This is a genomic window from Streptomyces sp. JLSY215, from assembly GCF_059682825.1.
The window spans coordinates 2,481,046-2,494,949 of record NZ_CM185022.1; the positions used below are offsets into that span (position 1 = coordinate 2,481,046).

A 13,904-nucleotide genomic window follows, 5' to 3' on the forward strand; every position below is an offset into this window, starting at 1 on the left:
ATGCATGGAGGACGTGACGTGGCGAACGACGCCAGCACCGTTTTCGACCTAGTGATCCTCGGAGGCGGTAGCGGTGGTTACGCCGCTGCCCTGCGCGGGGCTCAGCTGGGCCTGGACGTCGCCCTGATCGAGAAGGGCAAGGTCGGCGGCACCTGCCTGCACAACGGCTGCATCCCCACCAAGGCTCTGCTGCACGCCGGTGAGATCGCCGACCAGGCTCGCGAGAGCGAGCAGTTCGGCGTCAAGGCCACCTTCGAGGGCATCGACATCGAGGCCGTCCACAAGTACAAGGACGAGGTCATCTCGGGCCTGTACAAGGGCCTGCAGGGTCTGATCGCCTCCCGCAAGGTGACCTACATCGAGGGTGAGGGCCGGCTGTCCTCCCCGACCTCCGTCGATGTGAACGGCCAGCGCATCCAGGGCCGCCACGTCCTGCTGGCGACCGGCTCCGTGCCGAAGTCGCTGCCGGGCCTGGAGATCGACGGCAACCGCATCATCTCCTCCGACCACGCGCTCAAGCTGGACCGCGTGCCGAAGTCGGCGATCGTCCTGGGCGGCGGCGTGATCGGCGTCGAGTTCGCCTCGGCGTGGAAGTCCTTCGGCACCGACGTGACCATCGTCGAGGGCCTCAAGCACCTCGTCCCGGTCGAGGACGAGAACAGCTCCAAGCTGCTGGAGCGGGCCTTCCGCAAGCGCGGCATCAAGTTCAACCTCGGCACCTTCTTCGACAAGGCCGAGTACACCGCCGACGGCGTGAAGGTCACCCTCGCCGACGGCAAGACCTTCGAGGCCGAGGTGCTCCTGGTCGCGATCGGCCGCGGGCCGGTCTCGGCGGGCCTGGGCTACGAGGAGCAGGGCGTCGCGATGGACCGCGGCTACGTCCTGGTCGACGAGTACATGCAGACCAACGTGCCGACCATCTCGGCCGTCGGTGACCTCGTTCCCACCCTCCAGCTCGCACACGTCGGCTTCGCCGAGGGCATGCTGGTGGCGGAGCGGCTGGCCGGTCTCAAGACCGTGCCGATCGACTACGACGGTGTGCCGCGCGTGACGTACTGCCACCCCGAGGTCGCTTCGGTGGGTATCACCGAGGCCAAGGCCAAGGAGCTGTACGGCGCCGACAAGGTCGTCGCTCTGAAGTACAACCTGGCGGGCAACGGCAAGAGCAAGATCCTCAAGACCACGGGCGAGATCAAGCTCGTCCAGGTCAAGGACGGTGCCGTGGTCGGCGTCCACATGGTCGGTGACCGTATGGGCGAGCAGGTCGGCGAGGCCCAGCTGGTCTACAACTGGGAGGCCCTGCCGGCCGAGGTTGCGCAGCTCGTACACGCGCACCCGACGCAGAATGAAGCTCTCGGCGAGGCCCACCTGGCGCTGGCCGGGAAGCCTCTCCACTCCCACGACTGACCCCAGTCCCGGGCGCGACCACATCCGCACATTCGATAGGAGCAACAGAAACCATGGCGGTTTCCGTAACCCTGCCGGCGCTCGGCGAGAGCGTCACCGAGGGCACCGTCACCCGCTGGCTCAAGGCCGAGGGTGAGCGCGTAGAGGCCGACGAGCCGCTGCTCGAGGTGTCGACCGACAAGGTCGACACCGAGATCCCGGCCCCGGCCGCCGGCATCCTGGCCTCCATCAAGGTGGCCGAGGACGAGACGGTGGAGGTCGGCGCCGAGCTGGCCCTCATCGACGACGGCACGGGCGCGCCCGCTGCCTCCCCCGCCCCGGCCGCCGCCGAGGCCCCCGCGGCCCAGCCGCAGCCCGAGCCCACCCCGGCCCCCGCGGCCGAGGCTCCCGCCCCCGCCGCCGCCCCCGCGGGTGGCGCCGAGGGCACCGATGTCGTCCTCCCCGCGCTCGGCGAGAGCGTCACCGAGGGCACGGTCACCCGCTGGCTGAAGGAGGTCGGCGAGGAGGTCCAGGCCGACGAGCCGCTGCTGGAGGTCTCCACCGACAAGGTCGACACCGAGATCCCGGCGCCCGCCTCCGGCACGCTGCTGGAGATCGTGGTCGGCGAGGACGAGACCGCCGAGGTCGGCGCCAAGCTCGCCGTCATCGGTGCGAAGGGTGCGGCTCCGGCCGCTCCGGCCCCGGCCGCCCCCGCCGCCCCGGCTCCCGCGCCCGCCGCTCCGGCCCCGGCTCCGGCCGCCGCCGCTCCGGCGCCCGCCCCGGCCGCTCCGGCCCCGGCTCCCGCGCCCGCTCCGGCCCCCGCGCCGGCGCCGGCTCCGGTTGCCGCCCCGGCTCCCGTCACCCCGGCTCCCGCCGCGGGTGAGGAGGCCGCGTACGTCACCCCGCTGGTGCGCAAGCTCGCCGCGGAGACCGGCGTCAACCTCGCCACGGTCAAGGGCACCGGTGTCGGTGGCCGGGTCCGCAAGCAGGACGTCATCGCCGCCGCGGAGGCCCTCAAGGCCGCTGCTCCGGCTGCCGCCCCGGCCGCCGCGGTCTCGAAGGCTCCGGCCCTCGAGGTCTCCCCGCTGCGCGGTCAGACCGTCAAGATGCCGCGGATGCGCAAGGTCATCGGCGACAACATGATGAAGGCCCTGCACGGCCAGGCGCAGCTGACCTCCGTGGTCGAGGTGGACATCACCGCGATCATGCGGATGCGCAACAAGGCCAAGGACGCCTTCGCGCAGCGTGAGGGCGTCAAGCTCTCCCCGATGCCGTTCTTCGTCAAGGCCGCCGTCCAGGCGCTGAAGGCCCACCCGGTCGTCAACGCCCGGATCAACGAGGACGAGGGCACCATCACCTACTTCGACACCGAGAACGTCGGTATCGCGGTGGACGCGGAGAAGGGCCTGATGACCCCGGTCATCAAGGGTGCGGGCGACCTCAACATCGCCGGTATCGCCCGGAAGACGGCGGAGCTGGCGGGCAAGGTCCGCGGCAACAAGATCACCCCGGACGAGCTGTCCGGTGCGACCTTCACCATCTCCAACACCGGCTCGCGCGGCGCGCTGTTCGACACGGTCATCGTGCCGCCGAACCAGGTCGGCATCCTGGGCATCGGTGCCACCGTCAAGCGCCCGGTGGTCATCAACCACCCGGACCTCGGCGAGACCATCGCGGTGCGCGACATGACCTACCTCGCGCTCTCCTACGACCACCGTCTGGTGGACGGCGCCGACGCCGCCCGCTACCTGACCACGGTCAAGCAGATCCTGGAGGCCGCCGAGTTCGAGACCGAGATCGGTCTCTGATTCCGGCCGGCAAGCCTTAGGTGTGCCAGGGGTCGGCCCCGGTTCTCACGAGCCGGGGCCGGCCCCTTTGCGCGTCCTTGACCGGCCCCGGGCGTCCCCGGGCGTCCCGGCCGCCGGTGGCCCCTTCGCCTTCTGCCCGATCCGCCCCGCCTCCCGGATAATGGGCCCCTCGGCCCCCTCGGCCTCCCCTCGTCACCACCCCGCTCTGAAGGAGCACCTCATGACCCCGCCCGTCGTCCATTCGCTGCGCGAGCAGATCCGCGAGCACATCCTCGAGGGGATCGTCAGCGGCCGGTGGCAGCCGGGCGAGCGGATCGTGGAGCGCCGGATCGCCGTGGAGCTGGAGGTCAGCCAGACGCCGGTCCGTGAGGCGCTGCGGGAGCTGGAGTCGCTGCAGCTGATCGAGTCGGCGCCGAACAAGGGCGTCCGGGTACGGAACCTGACCGCGGACGACCTCAAGGAGAGCTATCCCGTACGGGCCGGGCTGGAGCAGGTGGCCGCGGAGCTGGCGGCGGGCCGTCTGGCGGACGATACGGCGGCCCTGGAGCGCGAGGTGGCGGCGCTGCGGGAGGCCGACCGGACGGGGGACGGAGAGGCGCAGGTGCGGCACACGGTGGCCTTCCACCGGGAGATCGTGCAGGCGGCCGGGAACGCCGTGCTGCTGCACACCTGGGAGTCGCTGGGCATCGAGGTCTGGACGACGCTGTCGATCCGCTGGTTCAGCCCGGAGCCGCGGTCGCATGCACAGGACCATCAGGAGATCGTGGACGCGTTCCGGCGGCGCGACCCGAAGATCGGGACCTTGCTCAAGACACACGTGCTGAGCTGCGCGCCGAGGGTCTGAGGACGCTGCGGCGGGGCCCGCGGGGCGTATCGGAGTGAGCCTCCGATACGCCCCGCTCGCCGTTGTCCCGCGCCCCGTTTCCGGCCGCCTCCACAGCCCCCTTTCGACTGGCACCGCGTGCCGAAATGTGCGGCACCCCGTGCCGACCTGCGGTTTTTCCCGCGCGGAGCGTTGATCGATCATCGATCAGGGGCGTATCGTCGTCTCTCGGGGCGCGACACCCCTGCCTGCCAAGCACCACTCGCACTCCCGACCCACCGTCCGGAAAGGGGCCACCCATGCCCGAACCCGTACGCCTGCCGTACAGCCAGCTCGACCAGCTCCCGGACCGGGACCCCGAGGAGACCGCCGAGTGGCGCGAATCGCTTGACGCCGTCACCAAGGCCGCGGGCCCGCACCGGGCCGCGTACCTGATGCGCCGCGCCCTGGAGCACAACGGTGCCCCCGGGCTCGCGCCCTTGGAGACGGACTACGTCAACACCATCCCGACCTCCGCCGAGCCCGCCTTCCCCGGCGACGAGGCGATGGAGGCCCGGATCACCGCCTGGAACCGCTGGAACGCCGCCGCCATGGTGACGCGCGGCTCGCGGTTCGGCGTCGGCGGCCACATCGCGACCTTCGCGTCCGCGGCCTGGCTGTACGAGACGGGCTTCCAGCACTTCTTCCGCGGCAAGGAGGGCGACGGCAGCGGCGACCAGCTCTACATCCAGGGCCACGCCTCCCCCGGCATCTACGCCCGCGCCTTCCTCGACGGCCGCCTCACCGAGGACCACCTCGACCACTTCCGCCAGGAGTCCGGCGGCAAGGGCCTGCCTTCCTACCCGCACCCGCGGCGGCTGCCCTGGCTGTGGGAGTTCCCGACCGTCTCCATGGGCCTCGGCCCGCTCTCGGCGATCTACCAGGCCCGTTTCAACCGCTACCTCCAGGGCCGCGGCATCAAGGACACCGCCAACTCGCACGTCTGGGCCTTCCTCGGCGACGGCGAGATGGACGAGCCCGAGTCGACGGCCGCGCTCGCGCTGGCCGGCCGCGAGGGCCTGGACAACCTGACCTTCGTCATCAACTGCAACCTGCAGCGCCTCGACGGTCCGGTGCGCGCCAACTTCAAGATCGTTCAGGAGCTGGAGTCGCAGTTCCGCGCCGCCGGCTGGAACGTCGTCAAGTCGCTGTGGGGCTCGGCCTGGGACCAGCTGTTCCAGCTCGACACCACCGGCGCGCTGGTCCGCCGGCTGCGCCAGGTGCCGGACGCGCAGTTCCAGACGTACGCCACCCGCGACGTGGCCTACATCCGCGAGCACTTCTTCGGCGCCGAGCCGGCCCTCGTCGAGATGGCGAAGGTCCTGACCGACGCGAAGATCGCCGAGTGCTTCCACACCTCCCGCGGCGGCCACGAGGCCCGCAAGGTGTACGCGGCGTACAAGGCGGCCGTCGAGTTCAAGGGCGCGCCGACCGTGATCCTCGCCCAGACCGTCAAGGGCTACACCCTCGGCCCCGGCTTTGAGTCCAAGAACGCCAACCACCAGATGAAGAAGCTCTCGGGCAAGGAGTTCCGCGCGATGCGCGACCTGCTCGACCTTCCCATCCCGGACGCCAGGCTGGACGAGGACCTGGTGCCGTACGGCCACCCGGGGGCCGACTCCCCCGAGGTCCGCTACCTCCAGGAGCGCCGCGCCGCGCTCGGCGGCCCGGCCCCGGCCCGCCGCCTGCACGCCTCGGCCGCGCTGCCGCAGCCCGAGGAGCGCGCCTTCAAGGCGCTCCTCAAGGGGTCCGGCAAGCAGGAGATGGCCACCACGATGGCCTTCGTCCGCCTGGTCAAGGACCTGATGCGGGACAAGGAGACCGGCCGTCGCTGGGTGCCGATCGTCCCGGACGAAGCCCGTACCTTCGGTATGGAGTCGCTGTTCCCCTCGGCCGGCATCTACTCGCCGAAGGGCCAGACGTACGAGCCGGTCGACCGCGACCAGCTGATGTACTACAAGGAGGCCACCGACGGCCAGATCCTCAACGAGGGGATCACCGAGGCCGGCGCCATGGCCGACTTCATCGCCGCCGCCACGTCGTACGCGACCCACGGCGAGCCGATGATCCCGTTTTACATCTTCTACTCGATGTTCGGCTGGCAGCGCACCGCGGACCAGATGTGGCAGCTCGCCGACCAGCTCGGCAAGGGCTTCATCGTCGGCGCCACCGCGGGCCGTACGACCCTGACCGGTGAGGGCCTCCAGCACGCCGACGGCCACTCGCACCTGATCGCGTCCACGAACCCGGCGTCGCTCAACTACGACCCGGCCTTCGCGTACGAGATCGCGGTGATCGTCAAGGACGGTCTGCGCCGGATGTACGGCGAGACCGCCGAATTCCCCACCGGCGAGAACGTCTTCTACTACCTCACCGTCTACAACGAGCCCAAGCAGCAGCCGGCCATGCCCGAAGGCGTCGAAGAGGGCATCATCAAGGGCCTCTACCGCTTCAAGGAAGCCGCCAACGCGACGTCCGAGACCCCGCGCACCCAGCTGCTGGCCTCCGGCACCGCGATCCACTGGGCCCTGGAGGCGCAGCGGCTGCTCGCCGAGGACTGGGACGTGGCCGCCGACGTATGGTCCGCGACCTCCTGGGGCGAGCTGCGCCGCGACGCCCTGGAGTGCGATGCGGCCCGCCTGGAGGGCGAGGACCGGGTCCCGTACGTCACCCGTGCACTGGCCGGCGCTCCCGGTCCGGTGGTCGCGGTCAGCGACTGGATGCGGGCCGTTCCGGACCAGATCGCCCCCTGGGTCGAGCAGGACTGGACCTCCATCGGCACCGACGGTTTCGGCCTCTCGGACACCCGCGACGCGGCCCGCCGCCACTTCGGCGTCGACCCGCAGTCGGTGGTCGTCCAGGCGCTGGCCGCGCTGGCCCGCCGGGGCGAGGTCAAGCCGGAGACGGTCAAGGAGGCCCGGCAGCAGTACGGGCTGTGAGGCCCGCGGCCACAAGCGGCCGATGAGACACGGGCGGCCCCGGCCGACACCGGGCGCCGCCCGCCCTGCGGGCCCACCGGCCCGCCCCTGAGAGCCCCCGTGGCGGGGCTCTCCCCCGACTCCCGTGCGGAGGCCACCTTCCCGCGCCCGGGGCCTTCGCACGGGAACCCACCGGCCCGGCCGGCCATGCCCTGACTCGGCCGGGCCGGTTCTGCGGTGTGTGGGGGGTGTTCATGCGCGGGGGGGGTGTTCGTGCGCGGGCGGTCCTGGCCTTGCGCCTCTTCCCTGGCCTTGCGTCTCTTCCCTGGGCCTTGCGCCTCTTCGCGCCCGCCGCTTCCTTTTTTGTTTTTCCCCGCCGCCCACCCCCCTTCGGGGGGTGGGCGGGTCTGGTCGTCGGGCTTCCCCTAGGGGTACCCCGAAGTTCCCCTGACCTCGCGCGGAGCCCGGCCGCTGCGCGCGGGCGTTGTCAGTGGTGCCCGGCATGATGAGGGCATGCGCGCTGCCCGGCTGATCAAGATGGTGTTACTGCTCCAGTCGCGGCCGTCGATGACGGCCGCGGAGCTGGCGCGCGAGCTGGAGGTCTCCGAGCGCACGGTCGCCCGGGACGTCCTCTCGCTCTCCGAAGCGGGCGTGCCCGTCTATGCCGACCGCGGCCGGGCCGGCGGCTACCGCCTGGTCGGCGGCTACCGCACCCGCCTCACGGGTCTCGGGCGCAGCGAGGCGGAGGCGCTCTTCCTGTCCGGAGTGCCCTCCGCGCTGCGCGAGATGGGCCTCGCCGACGCCGCCTCCGCCGCCCGCCTCAAGGTCAGTGCCGCCCTGCTGCCCGAGCTGCGGGACGCCGCCGCGGGCGCCGCCCAGCGCTTCCATCTCGACGCGCCCGCCTGGTATCAGGAGCCCACGACGCCCGCCCTGCTGCCCGCCCTCGCCGACGCGGTCTGGGACGACCGCCGCATCACCGCGCGCTACCTCCGCAAGGACACCGAGGTGCAACGGGAGTTGGAGCCGTACGGCCTCGTGCTGAAGGCGGGGGTGTGGTATCTGGCGGCGCGGGCGACGGAGGAGCAGCCCGAAGGGCTTGCGTCAGGGGCGGTGGCCGGGCGACGGGCGGGCGCCTTCCGGGTCTATCGGGTCGACCGCTTCACCGCCGTCGAGGCCGGGGGCGAACGCTTCGGCCGGGACGAGGAGTTCGATCTGCCCGCGTTCTGGGCCGAGCGGGCGGCGGAGTTCGCCCGCTCGATCCTGCGCGAAGAGGTGGTCCTCCGGCTCTCGCCGCGCGGCGCGCTCCAGTTGCCGTACGTCACCGAGCGCGTGGCGGCCCGGGAGGCGATAGCCGCGGCCCGGGAGGCGGGCGGGCCCGACGAGGAGGGGCGGCTGACGGTCACGCTGGCCGTGGAGTCCGAGGAGGTCGCCTATGCCCAGCTGCTGGCGCTCGGCCCGGAGGGCGAGGTGCTGGCGCCCCCCGGGCTGCGCGAGCGGCTCGCGGCGGCCGCCGCCCGGACGGCCGCGCTGTACGCATAGCCGTCCGCGCGTGCCCGCACGTACCCGCGCGTGCCTGCCGGACCTGCCGGACCTGCCGGACCTGCCGGACCTGCCGGACCTGCGCCCTACCGGTAGTCCGCCGCCGTCGCGTCCTTCCCGCCCATGACCACGTCCTCGAAGTAGCCGAAGCAGTCCGGCCGGGAGCCGTCCGTGTCCGTGAAGTCGTACTCCTTCGCCAACTGGCCGCTGGAGAGCGACTGTCCGCTCCAGCGCCCCCGGTCCGGGTCGGCGGCCAGCGCCCGCGCGGCGCGGGCGATCAGGGCCGGTGATTCGGCGATGGCGAAGTGCGGCTCCTTGGCCACCGCGTCGCGCCAGTTCTCCTCCGTCACACCGAAGTGGTCCAGCATCTCCTCGGACCGCAGGAAGCCGGGGGTGAGCGAGACGGCCGTACCTCCGTACTCCTGGAGTTCGGCGGCGAGGCCGAAGGCGATGCGGTGCGGGGCGTTCTTGGTGAGGTCGAAGCAGAGGTTCTCGCGGTAGGTGCGGTTGAAGGCGGCGGTGCCGTCGGTGATCTCGACCACCAGTCCGCCGGGCCGCCGGATCAGCAGCGGCAGCGCGAAGTGGCTGGTAATGATGTGGCTGTCGATGCCGAGGCGGAACATCCGCAGCCCGCCGTTCAGATCGAGTTCCCAGAGCTTGGTGTTGAACTGCAGCAGATGGTCGCCGCCCCAGAGGCTGTTCACCAGGACGTCCAGTCGTCCCTGCTCCCGGTCGATGCGCGCGGTCAGCGCCTCGACCTGCGCCGGCTCCAGATGGTCGGTCGGTACGGCGATCCCGGTGCCCCCTGCCGCGGTCACCAGCTCCGCGGTCTCCTCGATCGTCTCCGTCGGCCGGCCGACCTCGCTGACCCGCTCCCGGGTCGTCCGCCCCGTCACGTACACCAGCGCGCCGGCCCGGCCCAGTTCCACGGCCATCGCCCGCCCCGCGCCCCGGGTCGCGCCGGCGACCAGCGCCACCGTGCCGGTCAGTTCCTTGTCGTTCACCGTCATGCTGCCGCTCCCAGCTGTCGGACGCCGCTCGGCGCCTCGCCCCGTTTCCTGTGCGTATCTCGCGACCCTGACAGCGAATCCCGACACCCTCTGTCGGGATTACGGGCTCGGTTTCCCGGGACCGGTCCCCCGGGCTCGGTATTCCGGGCTCGCTATTCCGGATTGGGCCCCCAGTAATCTGCCGGGACCAGGCATCGGGGGACATCGGGGGAAGAGGAAGACGATGGAAGCGGCGGGTTTCGGCTTCATCACGCTGCCGTTCTACGGCATCATCGCCCTCACCTTTTCCGCCGCCTGCCGGGCGCAGCGGCACCGGGCCGTCAAGATCCTCGGTTACGCGCTCCTGGTTCCGGGGCTCGTGGGCGTTCTGACGCCCGTCTGCCTGGCGTTGTGGATCCTCTGATTCGTCCCCACCTAGCGTGCGAGCCGTTCACGGACCCACCGCCCGCACGCTCCCCCCGTCCGCCAGCCGCCCCGTCACCTCGGCCGGTGCGCCCTGCGGAGCGGGTACGGCGAGCGTGGCCCCCTTGGCGCCGGCCCGTACGCCGCCGGTGACGTCGATCCCGCCGACGCCGTTGCTGCCCGCGGCGAGCAGGTACCACTTCCCGGACTTCGCCTGCCAGTGGATCCGGCCGACCACGGGGCGTCCGTAGCGGCTGCAGGCGGCGGTGTTGAGGGCCTGCCCGGCGATCCGCCCGGGGTCCACGGGACGGGCGGCGGGCGGCTGGAACTGCACGGTGATCCGGCCGGGGCCGCGCCAGGTGTCGGCGCGGGTGCAGACCCAGGTGGCGCTGCCTCCGCCGCTCCCGGCTCCGCCGGGGTGGGAGGTACCGCCGTCCTCCGGGAGGCGCTGTGCGGCGTACGCCCAGTTGTTGACGGACCGCACGCCCGCGCCCCGCAGCGAGCGCAGCGAGCAGGCGGTACGGGCCCAGCTCAGCGGCGCGGGGCCGTCCCCGGCCTCGTCGGCCTCGCCCGGCCCGGGGGCACCCGGCAGCGCGGGCAGGGACGTCAGCCGGACGGGCGCGAGGTCTCCGAGGTCGGTCAGCACAAAGGCGCGGCTCTCGGCGATCCGCGTCGAGGAGCGCAGCCGGGCCGCCGGCCAGCTCCCGCAGTCACCGCCGTCCTCGGGCGGCGTCGGGATCCGGTCGGTGACCCCGTCGGGGGCGAGATGCAGGCCGCGCCCCGGGGCGTCGGGCGCGAGCAGATCGAGGACGGTGATGTCCGACACCCACGGTGCGAGCAGATAGCGCATCCAGCCGTTTCCGCGGCCGATCACCAGCGCGCCGGCGGTCGCCAGGTCCGCGTTGTCGACCCGTGCGAAGTGCAGCGTGGGTGTGGCGTCGGCCGGTTCGGCGTAGCGCACCAGCCGGTCGCCGTCGTGGAGGACCACCACCATGACGTTGTCGATCAGGCCCGCGTACAGGAGGCGGGGCGGCTGGTGCGGCGGTCCGGTGGAGGTCCCGGCGGATGCGGTGATCCGCGTTCCGGCGGGCGGTGCCGCCCAGACCCGCAGCGCCCGCCCCAGCAGCTCCTGGTCGCCGGCCTGCCGTCCGCGGGGCGGCCAGGCGGTGAAGTCCAGCCGGGCGGTGTCGGCCCACTGGTCGTTGGGGGTGCGCAGCAGCCGGGCCGGGTCCAGCGCCTGCTGTGCGAGGGTCTCGCGCCGCGGCCCGGGGTCGTCGCCGCCCGCCACCCCCGCGACGGCCGTGCCGACCGCCAGTACGGCCGCCAGCGCGACCGACGCCCGCACCCGCTGGCGGCGGCGCAGCAGGTCCGTGGGCCGGGTCTGCACCGTGCACGGGTCGAACTCCCCGGAGTTCAGCAGCGCCGTGGTGCCCGCGCCGGTGGCCCGGTCCAGCAGGCCGGCGGCGCGCTGCGCCGCGTCCGGGTCCCCGACCCCGGCCGCCACCAGGACGGCGCGGGCGCTGTCCCCGTCGAGCCCTTCCAGGTGCCACAGCCCGACGGCGGCCCGTACGGGGGCGGGTACGGCGGACAGCGCCCGGTCCAGGGCGAGTTCATCGGCGCCGCCGGCCCGGGGGAAGAGCCGCAGTCCCCAGACGAGGGGCACCGCGGGCAGCGGCCGGGCGGGCCGGTCCTCGTACGCCAGGGCCAGCCGCAGGGTGCGCAGCCGCACCAGCTCGTAGCCGGATCCGGTCTCCGGGCCGCGCTGGGCGGGCAGGGTGCTGCGGTCCCGGCCGCGCCGGCCGGCCCGTGGCAGCGCCCGCTGGACCAGGCCGTGGGCGGCCAGGACCCGGCGGTGGCGGCCCATCGACGGCGGCAGGACGAGGTAGCCGAGGCGGACCAGCCGCGGGTAGTGCTCGACGATGGCCGCCTCGGCCCGCTCGACATCGGCCCGAGTTCTTTCGTCCATGGGCATGGCCTGAAACAGCCCTTCGCGTATGGGGGGAAATGCCGCGGATGGTCGTTGCACGCCTTCCAACGAGTGATTCTTGAGACGGTCACACGGCGGTCGGACGGCGGACCGGATGGCGGCCCGGATGACGGCGCGGCGGCGGTCGCACGACGGATCGCCGGCCGGACGAGCGGCCACCGGGCCCGCGCCCCGCGCACCGGTCCCGTACGCCGCGTACGTCGCGTACGTCCCGGACGCCCCGGACGTCCCGTCACCGGTCCGGCAGCACCCGTCACCGGTCCGGCAGCAGACGTCCCGTCACCGCTCGGGTAACAACCGCGTCGCATCCGGGGGACTCCGCGTGCGCGGCGCGGCGCCAGGGCCGATGCTGGAGCGGTGATGGACGAGACGGAGTTCTGGGAGCTCATCGACGCCTCCCGCGAGGCCGCCGAGGGCGACCCCGAGGAGCAGGCCGACGCCCTGGTCGAGCGGCTGCTCGGGCTGGACCCGGACGCCGTCACGGACTTCGCCCGCCATTTCGAGTCCCGCTACAACCGCGCGTACTCCTGGGACCTGTGGGCCGCGGCGTCGGTGATGCTGGACGGCGCCAGCGACGACGCCTTCGACTACTTCCGCTGCTGGCTCATCGGCCAGGGCCGGGAGGTCTTCGAGGGCGCCCTGCACGACCCGGACCACCTCGCCGAACTCGTGGCGGACTTCGACGAGGAGGTGGACGGCGACGCGGAGGAGCTGGGCTATGCGGCCGACGAGGCCTACGAGCGGCTGACCGGCGTGGTGATGCCCGACCTCGGCCTGTCGCCGCCGCCCCGTGAACCGCTCGGCACGTACCTCGACTTCGACGACGACGACACCCTGGCGGAGCGCTTCCCCCGGCTCTGGGACCGTTTCAAGCCATAGGGCGCGCGGCCACCCGCGTGCGGCTCCTCCCCCGCCCCGGCGGGCAGTATGGGCCCATGCGGATCGCGATCACCGGCTCGACCGGTCTCATCGGCACGGAACTCGTTCGCTCGCTGCGGGCGGACGGGCATGACGTCGTCCGGCTCGTACGGCGCCCGCCCGCGGCCGCCGACGAGGTGCGCTGGGACCCCCGGCGCCAGGAGGTCGACGTGGCCGAGCTCGCGGGCTGCGAGGCGATGGTCCATCTGGCGGGCGCGGGGGTCGGCGACCACCGCTGGACGGCCGCGTACAAAAGCGAGATCCGCGACAGCCGCGTACTGGGAACCAAGGCCGTCGCCACCGCCCTCGCCTCGATGGACACCCCGCCGCGCGTCTTCGTCTGCGGCAGCGCGATCGGCTACTACGGCGACACCGGCGACCGGCGCACGGACGAGAGCGGGGCGCCCGGTTCGGGTTTCCTGCCGGACGTCTGCGTCGCCTGGGAGGACGCCGCCGGGCCCGCACAGGACGCGGGCATCCGCACGGTCTTCGCCCGCACCGGCCTGGTCGTGGCGCGCTCGGGCGGCGCCTGGGGGCAGCTCTTCCCGGTCTTCCGCCTGGGGCTGGGCGGCCGGCTGGGCGACGGCAGCCAGTACTGGAGCTTCATCTCCCTCCAGGACCACATCGCCGCGCTCCGCCACCTCATCGACACCGAGTCCCTCACCGGTCCCGTCAACCTCACCGCCCCCGAACCCGTCACCAACCGGGAAGCGACCGCGGTGATGGGCGCATTCCTGCACCGCCCCACCCTCTTCACGGTCCCCGCGCCCGTGCTGCGGCTCGCCCTGGGAGAGTTCGCCAACGATGTGCTGTCCAGCCAGCGCATCATTCCCCGGCGCCTGCTGGACTCCGGCTTCGCCTTCGCCCACCCCCGCATCATGGACGCCGTACGCGCCGCATGACCGGCCACGGCCCGGCGCAGGACCCGGCGGTGCGGGAGCCGGCACCGACGGCAGCGCGGAAGGCGACGCACCGGCGCGCCCCGGACGCCCCCTGTCGTATTCCCCCGCCCCCTCCCTAAGGTCCCGGCACAGACCACCGGCATCCCGCACGGCGGCACCGGCCACCGCACCG

At 72.9% G+C, this 13,904-nt stretch carries 10 protein-coding genes; 8 read left to right on the forward strand and 2 right to left on the reverse strand.

Annotation, left to right across the window (positions count from 1 at the left end):
• Positions 1-18: 18 nt before the first annotated feature.
• The 5 genes from lpdA to AC5677_RS11135 all read left to right on the forward strand — a co-directional run bounded on the left by lpdA (position 19) and on the right by AC5677_RS11135 (position 8,513).
• Entirely contained in the window at positions 19-1,407 is a 1,389-nt protein-coding gene (gene lpdA / locus AC5677_RS11115) for a dihydrolipoyl dehydrogenase (protein ID WP_403834695.1), read from the forward strand.
• 53 nt (positions 1,408-1,460) lie between these two features.
• Positions 1,461-3,194 (forward strand): 2-oxoglutarate dehydrogenase, E2 component, dihydrolipoamide succinyltransferase, encoded by a 1,734-nt coding sequence (gene sucB, locus AC5677_RS11120; RefSeq protein ID WP_497194859.1) that lies wholly within the window; start codon positions 1,461-1,463, stop codon positions 3,192-3,194.
• A gap of 220 nt (positions 3,195-3,414) precedes the next feature.
• A complete protein-coding gene (locus tag AC5677_RS11125; protein WP_497194860.1) occupies positions 3,415-4,038 on the forward strand; it encodes a GntR family transcriptional regulator in 624 nt (207 codons plus the stop codon).
• Positions 4,039-4,316: 278 nt separating this feature from the next.
• On the forward strand, positions 4,317-6,995 hold the full coding sequence (gene aceE, locus AC5677_RS11130; protein ID WP_497194861.1) for a pyruvate dehydrogenase (acetyl-transferring), homodimeric type: 2,679 nt from the start codon (positions 4,317-4,319) through the stop codon (positions 6,993-6,995).
• A gap of 492 nt (positions 6,996-7,487) precedes the next feature.
• Positions 7,488-8,513: a helix-turn-helix transcriptional regulator gene (locus AC5677_RS11135; RefSeq protein WP_497194862.1), complete on the forward strand. Its 1,026-nt coding sequence runs from the start codon at positions 7,488-7,490 to the stop codon at positions 8,511-8,513.
• A gap of 86 nt (positions 8,514-8,599) precedes the next feature.
• Here the strand turns inward: AC5677_RS11135 and AC5677_RS11140 are convergent, their stop codons facing one another.
• Positions 8,600-9,523: an SDR family oxidoreductase gene (locus tag AC5677_RS11140; RefSeq protein ID WP_497194863.1), complete on the reverse strand. Its 924-nt coding sequence runs from the start codon at positions 9,521-9,523 to the stop codon at positions 8,600-8,602.
• 223 nt (positions 9,524-9,746) lie between these two features.
• On the opposite strand from AC5677_RS11140, the gene AC5677_RS11145 reads away from it, so the two are divergent.
• Entirely contained in the window at positions 9,747-9,926 is a 180-nt protein-coding gene (locus tag AC5677_RS11145; protein ID WP_497194864.1) for a hypothetical protein, read from the forward strand.
• A gap of 27 nt (positions 9,927-9,953) precedes the next feature.
• Here the strand turns inward: AC5677_RS11145 and AC5677_RS11150 are convergent, their stop codons facing one another.
• Positions 9,954-11,891: a hypothetical protein gene (locus AC5677_RS11150; protein ID WP_497194865.1), complete on the reverse strand. Its 1,938-nt coding sequence runs from the start codon at positions 11,889-11,891 to the stop codon at positions 9,954-9,956.
• A gap of 381 nt (positions 11,892-12,272) precedes the next feature.
• Here AC5677_RS11150 and AC5677_RS11155 point away from each other — a divergent pair, with 381 nt between their 5' ends.
• The gene (locus AC5677_RS11155; RefSeq protein WP_497194866.1) at positions 12,273-12,791 is read left to right on the forward strand and encodes a DUF4240 domain-containing protein; all 519 of its coding nucleotides are present in this window, start codon (positions 12,273-12,275) and stop codon (positions 12,789-12,791) included.
• 56 nt (positions 12,792-12,847) lie between these two features.
• Entirely contained in the window at positions 12,848-13,732 is an 885-nt protein-coding gene (locus AC5677_RS11160; protein ID WP_497194867.1) for a TIGR01777 family oxidoreductase, read from the forward strand.
• The last annotated feature ends 172 nt before the right edge of the window (positions 13,733-13,904 follow it).

Bases quoted from the DNA above. Each gene is read 5' to 3' on its own strand.
- sucB (WP_497194859.1), top strand. From the start codon at position 1,461: ATGGCGGTTTCCGTAACCCTGCCGGCGCTCGGCGAGAGCGTCACCGAG.
- AC5677_RS11125 (WP_497194860.1), top strand. From the start codon at position 3,415: ATGACCCCGCCCGTCGTCCATTCGCTGCGCGAGCAGATCCGCGAGCAC.
- aceE (WP_497194861.1), top strand. From the start codon at position 4,317: ATGCCCGAACCCGTACGCCTGCCGTACAGCCAGCTCGACCAGCTCCCG.
- AC5677_RS11135 (WP_497194862.1), top strand. From the start codon at position 7,488: ATGCGCGCTGCCCGGCTGATCAAGATGGTGTTACTGCTCCAGTCGCGG.
- AC5677_RS11140 (WP_497194863.1), bottom strand. From the start codon at position 9,523: ATGACGGTGAACGACAAGGAACTGACCGGCACGGTGGCGCTGGTCGCC.
- AC5677_RS11145 (WP_497194864.1), top strand. From the start codon at position 9,747: ATGGAAGCGGCGGGTTTCGGCTTCATCACGCTGCCGTTCTACGGCATC.
- AC5677_RS11150 (WP_497194865.1), bottom strand. From the start codon at position 11,891: ATGGACGAAAGAACTCGGGCCGATGTCGAGCGGGCCGAGGCGGCCATC.
- AC5677_RS11155 (WP_497194866.1), top strand. From the start codon at position 12,273: ATGGACGAGACGGAGTTCTGGGAGCTCATCGACGCCTCCCGCGAGGCC.
- AC5677_RS11160 (WP_497194867.1), top strand. From the start codon at position 12,848: ATGCGGATCGCGATCACCGGCTCGACCGGTCTCATCGGCACGGAACTC.